General features: G+C 43.5%; 11 protein-coding genes. 4 read left to right on the plus strand and 7 right to left on the minus strand.

Annotation, left to right across the window (positions count from 1 at the left end; genetic code table 11):
• On the minus strand, positions 1 to 9,186 hold a 9,186-nt coding region (locus HMPREF9065_RS09805; protein WP_021617001.1), incomplete at its 3' end, for a two-partner secretion domain-containing protein.
• 364 nt (positions 9,187 to 9,550) lie between these two features.
• Between HMPREF9065_RS09805 and HMPREF9065_RS00760 the strand changes: the two genes are divergently transcribed.
• The 3 genes from HMPREF9065_RS00760 (at position 9,551) to parC (ending at position 14,947) form a co-directional block, all read left to right on the plus strand.
• Positions 9,551 to 10,501, plus strand: a complete 951-nt coding sequence (locus HMPREF9065_RS00760; protein ID WP_021617002.1) for a bile acid:sodium symporter family protein — start codon at positions 9,551 to 9,553, stop codon at positions 10,499 to 10,501.
• Between the two features lie 135 nt (positions 10,502 to 10,636).
• Entirely contained in the window at positions 10,637 to 12,535 is a 1,899-nt protein-coding gene (parE, locus tag HMPREF9065_RS00755) for a DNA topoisomerase IV subunit B (RefSeq protein WP_033002783.1), read from the plus strand.
• Between the two features lie 159 nt (positions 12,536 to 12,694).
• Positions 12,695 to 14,947, plus strand: coding sequence for a DNA topoisomerase IV subunit A (parC, locus tag HMPREF9065_RS00750; RefSeq protein ID WP_021617004.1), 2,253 nt, complete (start codon positions 12,695 to 12,697; stop codon positions 14,945 to 14,947).
• A 173-nt stretch (positions 14,948 to 15,120) separates the two neighbouring features.
• Here the strand turns inward: parC and HMPREF9065_RS00745 are convergent, their stop codons facing one another.
• From HMPREF9065_RS00745 to HMPREF9065_RS00735, 3 genes are read right to left on the minus strand one after another with little or no spacing between them, the layout of a single operon-like run.
• Positions 15,121 to 15,537: a nuclear transport factor 2 family protein gene (locus HMPREF9065_RS00745; RefSeq protein ID WP_021617006.1), complete on the minus strand. Its 417-nt coding sequence runs from the start codon at positions 15,535 to 15,537 to the stop codon at positions 15,121 to 15,123.
• Between the two features lie 13 nt (positions 15,538 to 15,550).
• The gene (locus HMPREF9065_RS00740; RefSeq protein WP_021617007.1) at positions 15,551 to 16,261 is read right to left on the minus strand and encodes a tetratricopeptide repeat protein; all 711 of its coding nucleotides are present in this window, start codon (positions 16,259 to 16,261) and stop codon (positions 15,551 to 15,553) included.
• A gap of 42 nt (positions 16,262 to 16,303) precedes the next feature.
• Positions 16,304 to 17,020 (minus strand): YwiC-like family protein, encoded by a 717-nt coding sequence (locus tag HMPREF9065_RS00735; RefSeq protein WP_021617008.1) that lies wholly within the window; start codon positions 17,018 to 17,020, stop codon positions 16,304 to 16,306.
• A gap of 101 nt (positions 17,021 to 17,121) precedes the next feature.
• On the opposite strand from HMPREF9065_RS00735, the gene HMPREF9065_RS00730 reads away from it, so the two are divergent.
• Positions 17,122 to 17,475: a RidA family protein gene (locus tag HMPREF9065_RS00730; RefSeq protein WP_033002785.1), complete on the plus strand. Its 354-nt coding sequence runs from the start codon at positions 17,122 to 17,124 to the stop codon at positions 17,473 to 17,475.
• Here the strand turns inward: HMPREF9065_RS00730 and HMPREF9065_RS00725 are convergent.
• Genes HMPREF9065_RS00725 through apt form a run of 3 tightly spaced genes read right to left on the minus strand, consistent with a single transcriptional unit; the run spans position 17,472 to position 21,032 of the window.
• Positions 17,472 to 18,350, minus strand: coding sequence for an endonuclease/exonuclease/phosphatase family protein (locus HMPREF9065_RS00725; RefSeq protein WP_021617010.1), 879 nt, complete (start codon positions 18,348 to 18,350; stop codon positions 17,472 to 17,474). The two genes, HMPREF9065_RS00730 and HMPREF9065_RS00725, sit on opposite strands and share 4 nt — an antisense overlap.
• On the minus strand, positions 18,350 to 20,395 hold the full coding sequence (dnaX, locus tag HMPREF9065_RS00720; protein ID WP_021617011.1) for a DNA polymerase III subunit gamma/tau: 2,046 nt from the start codon (positions 20,393 to 20,395) through the stop codon (positions 18,350 to 18,352). The genes HMPREF9065_RS00725 and dnaX overlap by 1 nt, the downstream gene beginning before the upstream one ends.
• A gap of 25 nt (positions 20,396 to 20,420) precedes the next feature.
• Positions 20,421 to 21,032 carry an adenine phosphoribosyltransferase gene (gene apt / locus HMPREF9065_RS00715; RefSeq protein ID WP_021617012.1) on the minus strand — a complete coding sequence of 204 codons (612 nt, stop codon included), beginning with the start codon at positions 21,030 to 21,032 and terminating at the stop codon, positions 20,421 to 20,423.
• Positions 21,033 to 21,040 lie beyond the last annotated feature (8 nt).

Here is a 21,040-nt window from a genome sequence, read left to right on the forward strand (position 1 = left end):
TGCCGTCAGATGGCTGTTTTGCCAGCGTTCGCTAGCCGAGTTCGACTTGCCCTTCGCCACATTCGCCGAACCTTCTATCCCCAATCCGTAACTATTGCCGTTGGTTCCCACAAAAACACCGACACTTCCGCCGCTCGATTTATTCTCCGTACGTTGGTGCTCTTCGTCTTTCACCCCTTTGATGTCAATCCCTTGTTTACCGGAAAACGCCATTAACTTGGCATTCGCATCCACGCCTTCAAAAACCACTTTTTCACCATGCGCTCTGATATTTAATACGCCGGTGCTTAATGTGGATTTTTGATGACGAATGCTTTGGCTTTCACTGCTTTGCGTTTGTTTTTGGCTACCGTAACCAAGACTTACCTTGACACTCGGGCTCGACGTGGTTCCGTTTTGTTGCATATTCCCTGCCCGCAAGGCATCTAAGGTCTCTGCCACCTTACCGACATTTTGTGCCGCCATTGCCGCTTCTTCCGCCGCTTTCATCGCATAAAGCGCTTTCAGTTTCGGATTCGTCACCTGTTGACTACGTTGTGCGCTGCTGTATGCCGCTTGCGCCATGTCGGTGACCGGTGTACTTACCGCCAAACTTACACCGGATTGTTTATACTCATGACGCTCATTCGTATGAATAATATCTTTCCCCGCCTCAACCTTCACGCTCGCGGCTTCAACATCTATACGATTCGTGTTCGGTGTTATCATGTCCGTGCCCATCACGTGAGCATGATTGCCTGCTTGGACGCTGATGTTTCCATGCAAAGACCCTAATGTGCTTCGCCCATCCGATTGCGTCCAACCTGCCGATTCAACATGATGTTTTTCTGATTTCGAACCCAAGGTGATGCCTGCGCCACTCGCAAGCACGCCTGAGGTCTTCTTGGTTTGTTGATGCACTTCTTTAAAGTGATTGGTCGTCGCGCCAATATCAACATCATGTCCAGCCTGAACATGGAGATTATCATCCGCAATAGCCTGAATGCCTTTCGCCTTCACATCATGACCTGCTGAAAGAATCACGTCTTTGCCGCTCACTTGGGTGCCGAGGTGATGGCGGGATTGCACTTTATCTAAGCGCGTCTTCGTGGTCTTCGCCAAACTGCCGCTTTTTGTTTGATGGAACTCCTCAAAATCACTGTCAACTGTCGCCGTGCCCAGAACCAAGTCGTTTTCTGCCAACGCCATAAACTTATTCTTGGCCTCTAATTCCGCACCGGCAGACCAAATATCTTTACCCGATAAGACGACATCTCCCTGGCCTTTCACTCGTGATATGAGACTTTCCGTCACGCGCTCGATGCGGGTGTGATTGCCGCCCCCCATCTTTTCGCTAAAACCAGTCTCTAAAGTCCCCAAACTCATCTTGTTCTTCGCCGAAACATAGGTTCGCCCTTTTCCTTCATTGAGAATATCTGCGCCCGTCACATCAATATTATTCGCCGACACTTGTAATTCGCCGTCTTCCCCTTTGACGTGCAATAACCCTTTTCGTCCTTGTCTCGTGTCTGTGCGTTGATAGCCGTTTTCATTGACTTCGCTTGTGTGGAGTGTACTGCTATGCTTAAAGTTTCCCTCGATATTCAATAAAATCGCTCTGTCCGCTTCTATCGTTCCGCCGAGATTCTCGACATCACCACTCACCTGCCCAACTATCGCTCTGCCACTAAGTGTGCCTGTGTTGCGAATGCTTGCGCTGTCAAACTGAACTAACTCTCGCCCCACCACAGTGCCGCTGTTCGTGAAATCTCCGCCTTTGTGAGTCACTTTTTTGCCTGACAGTAAAGCCCCATTTCCTGTGACATCGCCTTTCTTCGCTAACGCATAAATCTTCGGCACCAGCACCTGCTCTATGCGTCCATTCCCAAGCGAAACCGGTTGGCTTTCAAACCATACGATGTCTGTCGTTAACTGCGCCACTTGACTTGGCGTCAACGCAATCCCCGGGCGAAGATTAAACTTCTGCGCAAACGTGATGCCCGCATCCATTAAACCTCGATATTGACTGTCAAAGTCGCTGTAGTTGCCCACGAAATTTCTGCCCGTTAAGCGGTTTATTTGTTCGCGAATTAAGCGTTGCTCATAAAATCCGTCACCCAAACGCTTTTGCATCGTTTCCGGCGCATAGCGGAGTGTGTTGAACATATAATCACTGCTTAACCAGCGTTTTTGGTTCGTAAAATCCGGGTCCGTTTCAATCAGCACCTTGCTCGTCGGCGCAGCATTAACTCGATATAACACATTTTGCGGAAGCGTGACATTCGGCTGGATGCTACGCACTTCAAGCTCATTCGATAACTCAACTCGCGCCAACTGACGCACCGCACTTTGACTTTGTCCCGGCATGCGCCCAAAATCATTTAATCGCTCCGCTAACATCGGCACGCGAATCCCTAATTTATTCCCCGCCCATAGTTGCGTCCCATGAATATTTTGCGATGTGTTTAACGTGGCAAATGAAGCTATTTCACCACCTTCTAATTTAGTCGGTGTGTAGGCACTTATCGTCGCGATTGCACTGCTGTTATTTGCACCCACTTCGGTTAAGGATAATGTGTGATGTGTCGATGCGCTAACATCATCCGATGTCCGTTTGTTAGCACTGTAATTCACCTTTTCTTCAACCCGATAGACCGGCATATCAAATGGGGTTTCAATAATTCGGGTATATGGCCCTTGATTTTCCCATTTACGTTGAAAATAACGTTTAAAGCCCCCACGCCATTTATCAAATGTAAACACTTTATCGCCGCTATCCGTAATGCGATGTAATCCTTGTTCACCAATATTTTTAATTTGATTTGTTAAGGACATGGTCTCTCCGGCAATAACGACACTACGTTCATTAACAAAAGATTGACCATCAAAATTTAAGTAACCACCGGCCAGTATTTGACCTGCCACCGTTCTCGTGACTTTGCTTTCATCCACTCGATGATTATTAATATGCAAGCGCCAAAACTCACGATAATATTTTCCCGCTAACGCACCTAACCGGTTTTTATTATGCGCCTCGATTCCGGCATCTACCGCATCTATACTCTTGCGGTATTTGGCCTCCCACAACTCTAACGGTCTAATGTGTTCGACATAATAATCCCATTTTACTATTTGCTCTTGATAAGCTGCGCTATTCATCCGAAAACGAGATGGTCTGGTAGGGCGCTTAAAATTACCCTCATCATCAAACCAATCACTCTCTTTATACCAAGGTTGTTCCGCTAAATCATCAAATGGAAACGGCGGCTGTTGCTCTACCGGTGCCGGAACACCAAAGTATGCCCAAATAGGACTATCCGAACCATATTGCCCTGCCGGTGTATACTGACAAGCATTTTTTCCGTTAATATAGTCACACGTCATTTCATTACGAATGGCAAGCGGTGTATCTTTGGTTATGACGTCTCCTGCTTTTAAGACCGTCGGTTCCGCGCCATCATTTTTATAAACTAGCTGTCCCGCACGGCTCCAACCGGCCCAACGAAGTAATGTCATTGGAATATGAGGATCGTTAGTATTTATCCCCGATTTATCTCCATTTAAATTATTCGTAAAATCGGTTTGCAAATTATGGCGAGCATTACGCCCCATCGGCACAATGTCAGTCTTATTCACAGATCTATTTTCTAATTTCGTGACCTCAGTTGGCGCTTTACCTGTTTTTACGTGTTCAACAAGAAAATGCACGTTATTGTTATGAATTTGCGCGACGTTTAAGTGAATGTCTTGTTGCGCTTCAATCACACTACTGTTATTGCGTAATGTGTCAGCCTTGCCCTCCGCATGATTATCTGCGTTTAGTGTTCGCCCAAAGGTCATCTCTCCTGCACTAAATAAGATTGCACCCACCTGATTATCGGCTAAATAATGTACCGTATTATTTTCCACCTCGTGTGCAGCGATGTCTAAGCGTTCACGCGAGGCAATGACAGCCGATTTAATTTCCCCATTTCCGTAATCTTTATCGCTGTTTTCAATTTTCTCTGCTTGAAGTGCAACTTCATCACCATAAATACGACCTTTCCCTGTATTGAGTAAATGCTTCCCTGCCTTCACAACCGTTTTTGCATTTCCATCCGAACTAATCCCGTTAATCAACCCTTCATTGGTGATATTACCTTTGGCGTAAACTCGGGTATCCGCACTACTAATTCGCCCATCTACATCATTGGTAATATGGTACGCATTAAGCATGACACCGGCATTCGCATATAAATTATGTCGATTCGTTAAATTTCCCGCCGTTGTAATGGAAAGTGTGTCTTCGGCATTAATGTGATTGTTTGTCACAAAATCTTTTTGTTGGGTAATTTGGACATTTTTACCCTCAATATGTCCATCGGTCGTAACATCATCAGCAACGATTGACAGAGACGCCCCTTGCAAGCGTCCTGATTGGTTATCAACATGTAAATTTGTGCCTTTAATTGAAACCGCTTGATTTCCTGTTATCTCACCTTGCTGATTATTGAGAGAGTGCTCTACGGCTAAATGGCTCTCGGTACGGCTATGAATTTTACCTTGCTGATTATCGATAGACTGCGCAGAAATTTTTAATACAGAGGCTAAGATACCTTCCCTTACTTGCTCTGAAATTGATTTTGTATCGCGATTATCGAGTTTTGCAGTATTCATTATTAAAAGATTTCCACTTTCAATAAATGATCCCGATGCCCCAACTTTTTGATTGCTGATTTCTGTCGTTACATTTAATGTGAGATTATCTTTTGTACGAATTTCACCACCACGGTTATCAACGCTATCGGCCAAAATAGTCATTTCACCTAATCCGTGAATTTTACCGTTTTGTTGGTTATCAACTAATCCTGTAACTTGGAGCTTACCTTGTGTTTCAGCATAAATAGCCCCGTTATGATTTGAGAGAGAACCACCTTCAAAAATGAGGTTCTCTTTACTAATCACTTTACCCTGTTGATTATCTAAGGCCTGTTGCCATAAATTAAGATGAAGCAATCCTTTTTCGTTATAAATCGTTCCTTGGTGATTATCTATGCCATTTGCAATGATGCTTGCATTTTGCTTTGTAATGATATTGCCTAACCTGTTATTCAGCCTTTCCTTAGAAGAAAGCAATAAATTGCCTGCAATCGTATTAATATTTCCCTCTTGGTTATTTACACTTTTTGCATGAATTTCAACCTTATCATTTGCTTTGACTTGTCCCTTCTGATTATTAAAAACCTCTGTCGCCCGAAGATTAAGTAGATCACTCCCTTGCAATAAACCCGTTTGGTTATTAATCGATTGCGCGGTTATCGTGACAGCATTCGCGCTGACTCTACCTTGCACATTGCTAAGATCTTGATTTACCGTTATTTTTTGAGATGCAAATGAGGAAAGGATACCTGAATCATTTTTAATAGATTCTGTCGTTATAGTCTGGTCGCCTTGACTTAACACATACCCTGTTTTATTTAAAAATTGCTGTGTACTGATCACCAATCGACCCAATGAAATAATACCTTTTTCTTTTGGTGGCACTTCTCCTTGTTGGTTATTCAAATCACCTTGATGAGTATTAATCATCATATCTTGACGGCTTTGAATTAAACCTGCCTGATTATCTAATAAGCCACTATTGATTTTAGAATTCGCGCCCGAACTCAATTTACCTTGCTGATTGATTAAATCTTGCTCATGAGTATCAATATCAAGATTCCCCTGCTCTGCAATTAACATAGCATTGGTATTATTTAGTCTACCACTATGAATAATGGCACTCTGTTTTGCGACTATAGTGCCATCGGTATTGTTCACTGTGCCGGAATTTAAGTTCAAATCCGTACCGATAGAAATCTCACCGTTTTCATTGGATAAAGTTGAGGAACCAAGCTGAATATCAGCTTGCTGTGCCGATTGAATATAGCCTTGATTATTATTCAATTGCCCTGCGGTAATAGCCAAAGCTTGTCGGCTGACTATGGCTGCCGACATATTATTCACAGATTGACCGTGAGTATTTAAGGTAACGCCTGTATCACCTTGCACGAGACCTTGTTGGTTATCTAATTGGCCGCTATCTAGATGCACCGCCTGCCCCGCAACGATTTTACCATGTTGGTTATTCACTTGATGTTGTTGGGTATTGATGACTAAGCGTCCCTGTTCGGCCAATAACAGACCTTGTCTATTATCCAATTCTTGGCTAATGACATTTAAATTATGAATTGCAGAAAGTTCACTATGTGTGTTGATTAAGTTATGTTTAATCGTCAGATCAGCATTATCAGCCGCAATAACGCTTTTTTCGGTAGAATCAAGTGTGCCGGCGTTTAGAGTTAATTCTCCCGCACTGATTTTACCCGCTTGTTGCCGCAAACTATTTGCCACCTTAAGAGTAGTCTTTGCGGCACTTGAAATCAGTCCTTCGCTATTCTCAAGCTGTTGAGTGTTTAGAGATAAATCACTACCGCTCTGTACAATACCTAAATGATTCTCTAATTGCGCGACATCTAGTTGTGCTAAATTAGCTAAAATTGCCCCTTGATCGTTATCTAATTTACCTGCATCAATTTTCAATTTACCTTTAGCTAAGATTCCATGTAATTTATCTTTCGTTTGTTGATTATTAATAAGTTGTCCATGGGCATTAATCGCAACATCACCTTCGCTGTGAATAGCGCCGTTAATGTTATTTAATTCTCCACTATTAATCATTAACATTGATTTCGAACGGATCTTACCCGTCGTATTTACAAGCTTTTGCTGGCGTGTATTAATCGTTACCGCACTTTGAAGACCATGAATCTCACCACCGGTGTTATCTAGTGCTTGGCTTGAAATGGTTAAATCTTTCGAATCGGCTTGAATAAAACTGTTTAAGTTCTCTAATTGATGAGCCATTGTCAAGGTAACACCCTTCGCAATAATCCGACTCTTATCCGAACTTCTCATATTTTGAGCCGACACGACTATCTCATCTGCATCAATTTCACCATTCTGCTGACTTAAATCCCCTGAAAGCGCAATATTGCCTTGTTTAGCCGCCCCGATCTTACCGCCATCATTAGTCAGACCTACACCATTTAAGGTGAAATTTTGCCCGGAATAAATTAACCCATGTTGATTATTAGTATGAGCCATTTTGAGGTTTTGCGTGCCGCCACTAACAATACGTCCTTGTTGGTTAAAAATATTTTCTGATTGGATATCTAGATCACCTAATGCCACAATACCTTTATTCTGTGTACTTGTATTACTTAATGTCTGTTTATTAGAGAGAGATTGCCCTTGTGTATTGATTGCAATATGTTTAGCGGATTGAATTAAACCGGCATCGTTAATAAGCTCACCTGAAGTAATGGAAAGCATTTGCTCCGATAACATTGCGCCGTGACTTGAATCTAATTTGCCTTTCCCTACATTGACAGTCAATTTACCACTTGCCAATAAACGACCTTGTTGATTATCCATACCGTTTGCTTTAACGGTCAAATCACCTTTAGTTTTAAAAGTACCGCCTTTATTTTGTAGCTCATCCACAACTTCAAGCTTTAACTCTCCCAAACCGGTCTGTTCCCATACTGTATTTTGCGTATGAAGAGAACGTTGCTTAGTTGTAATATTTTCCGCTTTTAAATAGCTATTTTTAGTTTCAAGTAAGGTCGGCGTTGATAAAGCTAACCCTTCATCCGCAATAATAGCGGCATTATTCGCCTGGATGTTATCTTCGGATGCAGTGACATTAATTGAATATGCGGATGTATGGCTATTATCCAAATTTGCTGCCGAACTTGTGATTTGAATTTTGCCTGATGCAAGGTTTTTCCCTTGTAAGATGGCTTTTTCTGTTGTGATCGCTGTGATGTTTTTACCTTGTGCCGAGGCTTTTTCAAGAGAACGTTCCTCGCCTTGCGCAACATCCTTAACATCAACGCCTGCAGCAATAAGCGAGTGCGTTGAAGCTGTTACTTTTGGGGCTTGATAATTAACATATCCTTTTGCAATAGTCTCACCATTTTGAGTGATGCCTTGATTTGCACTTTTATAAATATTGCCATTACGTGCTACAACCGTACCGTCTTGTTTAATCTCAGTCCGCGTAGTGAGTACAATATCGCTTTGTCGATTTTCAATTTTACCTGTATTTTCAATACCTGTTTCACTAACTAATCGCAGATCTTTCTGCGCATTTACAGTACCCGTATTTACGATACGCCCATGGCTATCAATTTGTAATGTTTCCGCACTAGCACCAATGTGCCCGGCATTCCGAACGCCTACACCATCTTCCGTTCCAATCAAGTAGATTTTACCTGAGTACATACCTCCTAATTCGCCAACATCGAGAGCAAATTGAGGTTTATTTTCTGTTGATAAAGTTTGCTTCGTATGCGTAATTTGGAGCGCTTCGGGGTCATCTGACCGTTTAACGGTATTTTTCCCTGTGATAACTTTAGTTTCTTTCTTAGACCAAATACCTGCATTCGCTTGCATTTCACGCGTAATCACTTCAGTGTAATCAACACGACTATTATCTAAACCTTTACCCGAAACGCTTACCCGACCGTTTTCAACGACAAAGTTTTCCAAATTACCATTTACGATTTGTGGTTTACCTGTTGTGAATGTCGTCCGGTCAGAATTAATGACTCCACACCCCTCACAATGCAAACCTGAGGGATTGGCAATAATTACATCCGCTTTTTTACCGGCCACTTCCACATACCCTTTTAACACAGAGGGATCAGACGAATTGACTTCATTTAAAATAACTTTAGCCTCTCCACGAGCAAGATAAGGGTTACCTGTAATCATTCCTGCTTGTTGAGTTTGAACATTAGTACGACTGTTATTTAAAATAGCCCCCTTGGTATCCACATCAAATTTTGAATATTTATTGTGTGAAAGTCCTTTATCATTAGGCGTTTGTATATTTACCTGAGGGAGTCCATTAGCAGTTTGTAAAATAATCGGTTGTTCATTTTTAGGTGCTGATTTATCTGCTTGAATAATAAAAGTATCGGCCATCGCTAAATCTGGAAATGCAACAAACCCTAAGGCACAAAATAAACTGAAGGTAAGCGGTCGAATTCGAGCTAAAATTTGCGGAACCATAAAAGATGATGTCTCGGCTGATTTACCTTCCGACTTTGCAAGCTCTGACACAACAACTAAACATTGTAAAGTTTTGCTAAATATGATACGAAAACATTGTTTATTCATAATTTAATCCTGTCTTGTATATTCCTAATGAATAGATTCTGATAGCTATATTTTAGATATTTTACATTATTAACTCATATTATTTAACTTATATTTAAATTTTCCTGATTATGTATCAAATATAGAAATGGTTGAAGTCCTTGTCGAAACATTAGCTTTATATTGAAATAGGCTAAAGTGATTCATCCTCCTGCAACCTTAGGAGACTGAGGTTTCAGTTTTGTACAACAGCCACATAATATCACGCAATCCATTTCTCAGGGCATGCTTAAAAAAAAACATGAAAAAGCTTTGTATTCCCTGTCAAATTTCTGTTATTTTTAACCTCTTTTTACTACTCGGTATGTTTATTTAAGGAAAATTTATGCCACATTTGCTCAAATTAACCCAATTTGTGAGTAAAACCTTCGCACTTTGGGTACTGCTCTTTGCGTTCCTCGCGTTTGTTTCACCGGAAACCTTCCTCGAAATCCGCGGATATATCCCTTACTTACTGGGCATTGTCATGTTCGGTATGGGCATTACGCTCACCTTTAACGATTTCAGCGAAGTCGTTAAGCACCCGAAATCCGTCATTGTTGGTGTGGTTGGACAGTTTGTGATCATGCCGGCTATCGCATTTGCATTAGCAAAACTCTTTGTACTCCCAACAGATTTAGCCATCGGCGTGATTCTGGTCGGCGCTTGTCCGGGCGGCACCTCCTCCAACGTGATGACCTATTTAGCGAAAGGCAACACCGCACTTTCCGTCGCTTGCACCACCATTTCCACCTTGCTGGCACCGTTATTAACACCGATCATTTTCTATGTATTAGCCAGCCAATGGATTGATATTGATGCCTCCGCCATGTTTGCCTCGGTATTAAAAATGGTGCTCTTCCCAATTTTCTTAGGTTTAATCATTCGCGCCTTGTTAAAAAAACAAATGGCACAAATCAGTCAAACCATGCCGTTGGTTTCAGTGATTGCCATTGTATTAATCCTTGCCGCCGTCGTCGCCGGTAGCAAAGACAAAATCATTGATTCCGGTTTATTAATTTTCGGTGTTGTTGTCTTGCACAACTGCCTTGGTTATCTCGTTGGGTTTCTCGCTGCCAAAGCCTTACGGCTCAATAACTACGATAGCAAAGCGATTGCCATTGAAGTAGGTATGCAAAACTCCGGTCTAGGTGCTGCCTTAGCCACCGCGCACTTTAATCCGATTGCCGCAGTGCCAAGTGCCGTTTTCAGTTTTTGGCACAATGTTTCCGGCCCGATATTAGCCAACTATTTCTCCACGCTGAAAAATCAGCATGACGAAGATCCATCATCATAATCCAAAGTTCTGCTAATACGACCGCGCTTACCTCTCCCTCCTTTCGACAAAACCGGTAAGTGCGGTTAAAAATCCCGTTGTTTTTTGCTATAATCCTGCGCAATTTTGCTTCCAAGATTTTATGAATGAATGACTATGACAACGAATTATTCCGCCAACGAAATCACCGTTTTAAAAGACCTTGAACCCGTACAACTCCGCCCGGGTATGTACACCGACACTACCCGCCCAAATCACCTCGCACAAGAAGTTATCGATAACAGCGTGGACGAAGCCCTTGCCGGTTTTGCTACGAAAATCGAAGTGATTTTGCATAAAGATCAATCCATTGAAGTGACTGACAACGGGCGTGGTATGCCGGTGGATATTCACCCGGTGGAAAAAGTATCCGGCGTAGAAGTCATCATGAGCAAACTGCACGCCGGCGGTAAATTCTCCAATAAAAATTACACCTTCTCCGGTGGTTTGCACGGGGTGGGGATTTCTGTGGTGAACGCCTTATCCGAGCGAGTTGATGTCACCGTTAAACGTAACGGTGAAGTGTATAAAATCGCCTTTGAAAATGGCAAAAAAGTAGAAGATCTCACCGTTATCGGCACCTGCGGCCGTCGCACGACCGGCACTACCGTGCACTTCAAACCCAATCCAAAATATTTCGACAGCCCCAAATTCTCTGCCAGCCGTTTGCGTCATTTACTCCGCGCCAAAGCCGTGTTGTGCTCAGGACTCGAAATTAAATTTATCGATAAAGTGAATGACACCGAAGACACTTGGCTTTATCAAGACGGCTTGAACGACTATTTAATGGAAGCGGTAAACGGTTTAGTCACCTTACCGGAACAACCATTCATCGGTGAATTTAAGGGCGAAAAAGAAGCGGTGTCTTGGGCGTTATTATGGTTGCCAGAAGGTGGCGAACTCATCGGCGAAAGCTATGTAAACCTGATTCCGACCGCACTTGGCGGCACACACGTCAACGGTTTGCGTCAAGGATTATTAGATGCCATGCGTGAGTTCTGCGAATTCCGAAATTTATTGCCGCGCGGTGTAAAACTTACCGCTGACGATTTATGGGATCGTTGTGCTTATGTGCTGTCCCTTAAAATGCAAGATCCGCAATTCGCCGGACAAACCAAAGAACGCCTTTCCTCCCGTCAAAGTGCGGTGTTTATTGGCGGCGTTGTGAAAGATGCTTTCAGTTTGTGGTTGAACCAAAATATTCAACAAGCTGAATTATTGGCAGATATGGCAATCAGTTCCGCCCAACGCCGTTTGCGTGCAGCGAAAAAAGTGGTGCGTAAAAAACTGGTGAGCGGTCCAGCCTTACCGGGCAAACTTGCCGACTGTTCGCAACAGGACTTGGATAAAACCGAGTTGTTTTTAGTAGAGGGCGATTCTGCCGGGGGCTCTGCCAAACAGGCGCGAGATCGCGAATATCAGGCGATTTTGCCGTTGCGCGGGAAAATTTTGAACACCTGGGAGGTGTCTTCCGAGCAAGTTTTAGGCTCGGAAGAAGTACATAATATAGCCGTTGCTCTTGGTATCGATCCCGACAACGACGACTTATCGCAGTTACGTTACGGCAAAGTTTGTATTCTTGCCGATGCGGATTCGGATGGTTTACACATTGCCACCCTACTTTGTGCCCTCTTCCTACGCCATTTCCCGAAGCTGGTAGAACAAGGCCATGTGTATGTGGCAATGCCACCGCTCTATCGAATCGACTTAGGCAAAGAGGTGTTCTATGCCCTCGATGAAAGCGAAAAAGAGGCTATCTTGGATCGTCTCAAAGGGAAAAAAGGCAAGCCAAACGTACAGCGTTTTAAAGGGTTGGGCGAAATGAACCCAATGCAATTACGCGAAACTACGATGGATCCGAATACCCGTCGTTTAGTGCAACTGACCTTTGAAACGCAAGGTGAAGAAAGCCAAGAAACAATGGAAACCATGGATATGCTACTGGCAAAAAAACGCGCTGAAGACCGTAAAAATTGGTTACAAGCGAAAGGGGATCAAGTGGATTTAGCTGTGTAAGAAGAAAAGTGCGGTGACATTTTCAAACGCTTAAAAACATTTTAAAAATCAACCGCACTTTAAATCTCCCCTAGCCCCTCTTTACAAAAGAGGGGAAAATTGGCGAAACCAATAAATTAAACGAATATTATCGACATAAATAAAATACCAAAATAAATCATGACTGACTCCATCAACTACGAAGGCATCGAACAAATGCCACTACGCCACTTCACCGAAAGGGCGTACCTCAACTATTCCATGTACGTCATCATGGATCGCGCCTTGCCGTTTATCGGTGATGGTTTGAAGCCGGTACAGCGACGCATTATTTATGCCATGTCCGAGCTTGGGCTGAATGCAACGGCAAAATATAAAAAATCTGCCCGTACTGTGGGGGATGTGTTGGGTAAATTCCACCCGCACGGTGATAGCGCTTGCTATGAAGCCATGGTGTTGATGGCGCAGCCCTTCTCTTACCGTTACCCATTAGTTGACGGACAAGGCAACTGGGGCGCGGTGGACGATCCGAAATCTTTTGCGGCGATGCGTTATACGGAATCCCGTTTATCTAAAATTTCAGAAGTGCTATTAGCGGAGCTCGGACAAGGCACCGTAGATTATCAACCGAACTTTGACGGCACCTTAGAAGAACCGCAATATTTGCCGGCACGTTTGCCACATATTTTACTCAACGGTACAACAGGGATCGCGGTGGGGATGGCAACGGATATTCCTCCGCACAATATAAATGAAATCGCCGATGCTGCAGTCATGTTGCTGGATAATCCGAAAACGACCTTGGATGACTTATTAACCGTAGTGCAAGGCCCGGATTTCCCGACAGAGGCGGAAATCATTTCGCCGAAAGAAGAAATTCGCAAAATATATCAACAAGGTCGCGGCACTATTAAAATGCGCGCAGCATGGAAAAAGGAAGACGGGGAAATCATTATCAGCGCCCTGCCGCACCAAGCCTCGCCATCCAAAGTGATTGCGCAAATCGCTGAGCAAATGACCGCGAAAAAACTGCCGATGGTAGAAGATATTCGTGATGAAGCAGATCATGAAAATCCGGTGCGCATTGTGATCGTGCCGCGTTCGAATCGCGTAGATACTGATGCCATGATGGCGCATTTATTTGCCACTACCGATTTGGAAAAAAGCTATCGTGTCAACATGAACATGATTGGTTTGGATTACAAACCGGCAGTGAAAAATTTGTTGGAAATCCTCACCGAATGGCTGACTTTCCGTCGCACCACCGTGACCCGCCGCTTGCAATATCGCTTAGACAAAGTGCTTGCCCGCCTGCATATCTTGCAAGGTTTGATGATTGCTTTTTTGAATATTGATGAAGTGATCGAAATCATCCGCAACGAAGATGAGCCGAAAGCTGAATTAATGGCTCGTTTCAACTTAAGCGATGCACAAGCGGAAGCCATTTTGAACTTGCGTTTGCGTCATTTAGCGAAACTGGAAGAACATCAGTTGCAAGCGGAACAAGCTGAACTGGAAAAAGAACGGTCATCTTTGGAAGAGATTTTAGGCTCCGAACGCCGTTTAAATACGCTGTTGAAAAAAGAAATTCAACAGGATGCCAAAACATACGCCAGCCCACGCCGTTCGCCGTTGATTGAACGCGCGGAAGCTAAAGCCATTGCAGAAAACGAAATGCTGCCGGCAGAACCGGTGACGGTGATTTTATCGGAAATGGGTTGGGTGCGTTGCGCGAAAGGGCATGACATTGATCCGCAAGGCTTAAGCTACAAAGCCGGCGACAAATATTTGGCGCATGCCTACGGCAAAAGCAATCAACCGGCGGTGTTTATTGACAGCACGGGGCGCAGTTACGCACTGGATCCGCTAAGTCTGCCGTCTGCCCGCTCTCAAGGCGAGCCGCTCACCGGAAAACTTACCCTGCCGGCAGGCGCAACCATTGATCAGCTGCTGATTGAAAATGAAGATCAACTATTGCTCATGGCATCCGACGCCGGCTATGGCTTTATTTGTAAATTCGCCGATTTAGTCGCCCGTAACAAAGCCGGTAAAGCGCTCATTTCCTTACCGGAAAATGCCAAAGTGTTACCACCGTTAACACTGAAAAATCCGACCGCACTTTTGGTGGCGCTTACCTCTGCCGGTCGAATGCTGATTTTCCCAGTGCAAGATTTACCGGAACTGTCCAAAGGCAAAGGCAACAAAATCGTCACGATTCCGTCCGCCAACGCTAAAGCGCGTTCCGAATTACTGGTGCGGTTATTGTTGATTGAAGAAAATTCCAGCCTGGTCTTCCATTCCGGGAAACGTAAAGTGACCTTGAAGCCGGAAGATTTACAGAAATTCCGCGCCGAACGGGGTCGCAAAGGGACGCAGTTACCGCGCGGCTTGCATAGCAACGTGGAAATTGAAGTAATAACGCCTGAGGAATAAGACGAAATTTAGACTCAAAAGGACGCATGATTGGCGTCCTTTTTATATGCAAAGTGCGGTGGGTTTTCCGGTTGCACGAAATCGTGAATGTCCGAAAAGCTTAAAATAACGTTCCGTGCATGGTTTGGTCGTGCATCAAGATGCACGCTACCTGAATTGTGCATCGAGGTTAATCATTCGTGCTGCAATCTCGCTAACCCCTGACTAATCAGCAAACATCCTTTCCAGCCCCAATAGATTCTATGTTGTTGAATGAGCCCGTTTTCGATTTCCATCAATTCTAGAATATCAATTTGCTCACCCTCATCCGTTTGCCTTGGATATTCCCAAACTAATAAACGCCCATTTGTGAGATAATCACCACGCCGAAACCATTTAACCAATTCGTTAGGACGACGCTTTGTTCCTTCCTGTAAGAAAAATTTAATGTCATCCTTGCCATTCAGTACGCCATTTGTCCTATCTAAGATAGCCGGAACCAAAGGACTTTCAAATACCGCATGATCCGCGTATAACGCAATTAACGCTTCAACATCCCGCGCTTTCGCATACTCATGCCATTTTTCGTATATGTATCGAATCTCATCCATTTATTGTATCCACTTAACCTTCTAATAACGCCAGACGTTCTTTTGCTTCTTCAGAAAAACGGCTTTTTTGTGCGATTAAATCTTTATAAATAGAAATCGCCATCGGTCGGTTACGTTTTGTGCCTTCGCCTCGTTCATACATTAACGCTAAACGGAAAATGGCTTCCTCATTGCCACGTTTCGCGCCTTTTTCTAACCAACGAAAAGCTTTGCTCAGGCTTTTAATCTTGTCCTCGTTGTAATACAACATGCCTAAAACTAACATGGCATGGGAATCATTGGCTGAGGCGGCTTTTTCCAATAAAGAGATGGCATGCGGAAGATTTTTTTTAATGCCATAACCGCCGGCATATAAAATCCCCAAATTTGTTAACGCCATGGCGCTACCTTTTTCGGCCGCTTCACTAAACCACCAATAGGCTTTACCGTAATCTTGTGCCACGCCATCACCACGGAAATAAAACCGCCCGAGATCAAGCTGCGCACGACGATCATCTTTCAGCGCCAAAATATGCATGGTATTAAATGCGGTACGTAAATCGCCGGCTTGTAAAAAACGTTGCGCCAATTCCCTCAACTGGTCGTTCGTTAATTGATTACGTAACAGCTTATCCATCTCTTGGACGGTATTTCCCACGGAAATTGGAAGTCCAAGATTGGCTTGGGCGAAACCGCTCAATAACCCGAATGCTAGGGCAATATATTTCAATTGTTTTTTCATCATCTGTCTATCTTTTCATCATCTAACTATTTTTTCACCCTTTATCTACAACGTGGCATAAAGTAAATTCGCAAAAAACAATAGGGAAATCCCCATTTCGGTGAAACCCACTTGTTTGACCGACATTTTTTTCTTCGGCAACCAAATGGCACGAATGAATGGCGGCACAAACGCCAACGCCATGAGATATTGTTGGACAAAAACAAATCCGAGAATACAAAGGGCGTGAAAACCAATGGATAATTTTAAATACAACGGATTTTTACGCTCGCGCATAACGGATTTCACATATAAAGTGGTTCCAATAAAAAATAAGCTCGGATACAGCGCGACCAGCCAAATTTTGTCATCAAAAGTGCGGTCAGGAAAATAATAAGCTCCCATGCCGGCAATGGCAAAAATCACGATACCTGCCAAATCATTTAAAAAAGCGCGCTCATCTTTCTGCTTAACGTAATAAATACTGATCAACACGAAAGGCAACATAGCCGCCACAAATAACGCCGTATGCCAGTTATAAATCAATACCGGAATAGCAAAAATGACACAGGCGAAGAAATAAATCCACGACCATTTGATATACAGTTCCAAATTTCTGCCTTTAAATAAATTCAGAAACGGATAGGTCATTAAATACAAGGAAAACCATGCCAGCAAAAAGAAAACGTGTTGCCAAATCGGATGACTGAGCAACATTCCGTATAAAAATGGCATAAGTGCCATCACAATGGCACCGTGTTGATTCGAAATTAATAGCTTCATAAATCAGATGAATTATTGAATGGAAGGTTCAAGAATTTTAGAGGTTTTTTGTGAGAATTGGTATAATCTCTGAGAATTATTTTTATTCAGAGGAAGATGGTATGACACAAATTCAACGCATTGACACCAACGCTCGTCTTGCAGAAGCCGTAATTTATCAGGGTGTTGTTTATTTTGCAGGGCAAGTGCCGGAAACCAGCGTAGAACAGAATACCTACGAGCAAACAAAAGAAGTCTTGACGCTTATCGACAAGTTGCTGGAAAAAATACATTCCCATAAACGCCGTATTCTAAACGCACAAATTTTTTTGGCGAACATGCAGGACTATACGTTAATGAATCAAGCCTGGGATGAATGGGTTGATGTGCAAAATCCCCCAGCGCGTGCTACCGTGGAAGCTAAACTTGCGGATCCTCGCTGGAAAGTAGAAATTGTGATCACGGCTGCGGTTTAATCTGCTAATTCCACCTCTAACAGCAACGGTGCATGATCAGAGCTTTCCGTGGGTTCTGTTGTCGCATTTAATACGTTCAGCCCACGCACAAAAACATGATCTAACGGATTGCCTAAAAAACGTAAGCGGTGATCTTGTTCAAAAGACACTTCCTCTAAACCAAATTCGTTAATCACTTTTCGGATGATCTGCGCGCGATAACCATTCCAAGAATTAAAATCACCGGATAACACAAGAGGACCTTGATGCTGTGAAACTAACTGCATCAGTGTGTGAAGTTGTGCTTCATAAGTCGTGGGATTTATTTCAAAATTGATCAAATGCACGTTGACCAATAACAGCGCTTGCCCGTTGGACAGAGGCAAACTCATCGCCGCGCCCACTTTGGGAATACGAATCCAAGGTTCGGATTTTGAGCCGGCACAGTAAAAGTGCGGTGCAAATTGAGAGAGAATTTCCACGCCGGATTGTTGTTGTAAATAAGCAAAGGCACTGGCATAAAGTGCGGTAGGAAATCGCGATGAATATTGTGCTGCCAATTCTTGTGTGTTTAACACTTCCTGCAATAGCAAAATATCCCGCCCTTGCGCAAAACGCTCCAGCGCTTCTTGCCAACCAGCATCTTGTCCTTTATGCAAATTCCAAACCAACAAACGAAATGTCTTCTGTGTGATTTCGCGTGGTGCCTGGTCTGCTTGATAACAAATTAACTCATCCTGTTTTTTTATCGGATGATAGGTGAGATTTGGCATCGTGCTAAAGTGAATGTTGACAGGAGAGAAAATCGTTAGGCTATAAAAAAGATAGCCGGTAATCGCCGCTATAAGGAAAACGAGAAAAGTGATGAATTTAAAGGCGTGTTTTTTAAACATCATTACACCGGACGAATACTTTTCACATCAACGCTACAATCAAATTCGCGTTCTAATAATTGCAATTTAGGATCTTGCAATAAATCCTGTTTCGCCTGTTCCCGTAATTGGGCATAAATTTTACGGCGATAATCTGTCGGCGTGAGATACTGCTCGTCATCATTGATTTCAACGGTCAATGCAATGGTTTTTCCTAACACGTGTGAAATCGACTGCTGTAGCAATTTACAATGCTTATCTTGATTCAAATGCCCGTGACTGGAACGCACACCCAATTTAAGCGCATCTTCGCTTTCCGTCCAAATAAAAGTATTTAACGCAAATTCTTTGGTGAGATTTTCCACACCACTTTGTTCAATCAACTGTGCCCAGCGATCTTGTTCTTCCGTTAAATGGACAATTTTTTGCTGTAATTCCGGGGTGATGTCTTGCAGAATGGCAGCCTTAATGTCCGAAGGTTTGGGACCTTGTTCAACCTGTGCTAGTTCCGGATTGCTCCACTCCCAACGGTAATCTTCGCCTAGCCCATCTGAATCGTTTTCTTCGCTCTCCGATTCATTCGGATTTTCTACCGCACTTTTAGCGTCCAAGGTGTCAGAAGCATGAGAAAGTGCGGTCAGTTTTTCAGAGGAATGTTGTGCTAGGCGCTCAGACTTTTTTTTTTCTTGAGAAGGGCTGCTCGGCATCGCATCCAGTTGGTCTAACCCGTTTAATGCGCCAAGTACAGGCGAACTCACCAAGGGTTCTGCCGATTGCGTGGATTGAGGTTGCGCTGTTTTTGTCACGGTTTCATTTGTAGTGGATTTTTTACGATCTTGATAATGGGCTTTTATCGCCTGAGAAACCACAGGCATTTCAATCGCCGCTGAAGCAGTTTGACCAGAAGATTTAACACGATTTTCCACCGCACTTGATGGATTTTTGGATGAACTTCCTTGCGTGCTGTTTTCAAGGTTTAGCGGTTGAGCAATGAATTTCGGATGAAACGCCAACGCACGCAATAACACCATTTCAGCCCCCATGCGCGCTGTCGGTGCCAAACTTAATTCTTTCCGACCGCTCACCACCACTTGATAGAAAAATTGCACGTCTTGTGGTGCGATATGTTTCGCTAAAAAGCCAATGTGATCCGCTTCTGTTAACGAGGTCTGTGGTAATAATTGTTGCATTGCGATCTTGTGCAAATTTTCTGCAACTTCACGCAATAGCTCATCCCAATCACCTGCTTTATTCGCCACGGCATCCACCACTTGCATGAGCTTTTCGCCATTGCCTTGTTGCAGCGCATAAATCATCTCAATGGCTTGGGTTTCATCCAACAACCCCAACATTTCATTGACAATATTGAGCGTGACATTGCCGTTACTCATTGCAATGGCTTGATCTGTCAAACTGAGACTGTCACGGAGACTGCCTTGTGCCGCATTGGCGAGTTTATCTAATGCTAAAGACTCAAAAGGAATCTGTTCCTGATTTAGGATGTATCCCAAATGCTCGGCAATTTGTGATGGCTCCAAGGCTTTCAAATGGAACTGCATGCAACGAGATAAAATCGTTACCGGCAGTTTATGAGGATCGGTAGTCGCCAGCAGAAATTTCACATATTCCGGCGGCTCTTCCAAGGTTTTTAAGAGCGCATTGAAAGAATGACGGGAAAGCATGTGTACTTCATCGATAAGATACACTTTATAACGCCCTAACACCGGCTTGTATTGCACGTTATCCAACAGCTCGCGTGTATCTTCCACTTTGGTGCGGGATGCCGCATCGATTTCAATTAAATCGATAAAATTGCCTTCTTCAATGGCTTTACAATGTTCACATACACCACAAGGCTCGGCAGTCACGCCGTTAACACAATTTAGCCCTTTGGCAAATAAACGGGCAATGGAGGTTTTCCCCACGCCGCGCGTGCCGGAAAATAAATAAGCATGATGTAGGCGATTTTCACGCAAGCCGTTAGCAAGTGCGGTCAAAACATGTTGCTGACCGACAACATCAGCAAAGGTTTTTGGTCGCCATTTTCTTGCTAATACTTGATAACTCATGCTTTATCCCTGCCCGTTTAGAAAATTAATGACCGGCAAAATTAACTAAAGTATAAGGTTCTACGCCTAAATTGCGTAAGCGTTGTTCACCACCTAAATCCGGTAAATTAATCACGAATGCGGCATGCTTCACTTCGCCACCCAAACGTTGTACTAATTTAACCGTGGCTTCAACGGTACCGCCTGTTGCCAATAAGTCGTCAATAATCAATACGTTATCACCTTTTTGAATGGAATCCACATGAATTTCCAAGGTGTCTTGTCCATATTCCAATTCATAAGATTGTGCAATGGTTTCTCGTGGCAATTTGCCCGGTTTACGTACCAACACGAAAGGCACATTTAATGCCAACGCCACCGGCGCACCAAAAATAAAGCCGCGGGATTCTGTCCCAATGACTTTATTAATGCCTTTCTCTTTGCAATGTTGCACCATCAAATCGATTACCGCGCGAAACGCCGCCGGGTTCTCAACTAAGCTGGTAATATCCCGAAAAATAATTCCCGGTTTTGGATAATCAGGAATGGATTTAATTGAAGAAGCAATAAGTGCAAGTTGTTTTTCCATTTTTTTACCTAAAAGTGCGGTTGTTTTTCCACGTGAATTAAAATGATAAGCCGGCGCGCATATTATCATAAATCGCT

This window comes from Aggregatibacter sp. oral taxon 458 str. W10330 (assembly GCF_000466335.1).
Classification (GTDB): Bacteria; Pseudomonadota; Gammaproteobacteria; order Enterobacterales; family Pasteurellaceae; genus Aggregatibacter.

Excerpts from the sequence above, each read along its gene's own strand:
- HMPREF9065_RS00730 (WP_033002785.1), top strand. The coding sequence starts at position 17,122 with ATGACACAAATTCAACGCATTGACACCAACGCTCGTCTTGCAGAAGCC.
- parC (WP_021617004.1), top strand. The coding sequence starts at position 12,695 with ATGACTGACTCCATCAACTACGAAGGCATCGAACAAATGCCACTACGC.
- apt (WP_021617012.1), bottom strand. The coding sequence starts at position 21,032 with ATGATAATATGCGCGCCGGCTTATCATTTTAATTCACGTGGAAAAACA.
- dnaX (WP_021617011.1), bottom strand. The coding sequence starts at position 20,395 with ATGAGTTATCAAGTATTAGCAAGAAAATGGCGACCAAAAACCTTTGCT.
- HMPREF9065_RS00740 (WP_021617007.1), bottom strand. The coding sequence starts at position 16,261 with ATGATGAAAAAACAATTGAAATATATTGCCCTAGCATTCGGGTTATTG.
- parE (WP_033002783.1), top strand. The coding sequence starts at position 10,637 with ATGACAACGAATTATTCCGCCAACGAAATCACCGTTTTAAAAGACCTT.
- HMPREF9065_RS00725 (WP_021617010.1), bottom strand. The coding sequence starts at position 18,350 with ATGATGTTTAAAAAACACGCCTTTAAATTCATCACTTTTCTCGTTTTC.
- HMPREF9065_RS00760 (WP_021617002.1), top strand. The coding sequence starts at position 9,551 with ATGCCACATTTGCTCAAATTAACCCAATTTGTGAGTAAAACCTTCGCA.
- HMPREF9065_RS00735 (WP_021617008.1), bottom strand. The coding sequence starts at position 17,020 with ATGAAGCTATTAATTTCGAATCAACACGGTGCCATTGTGATGGCACTT.
- HMPREF9065_RS00745 (WP_021617006.1), bottom strand. The coding sequence starts at position 15,537 with ATGGATGAGATTCGATACATATACGAAAAATGGCATGAGTATGCGAAA.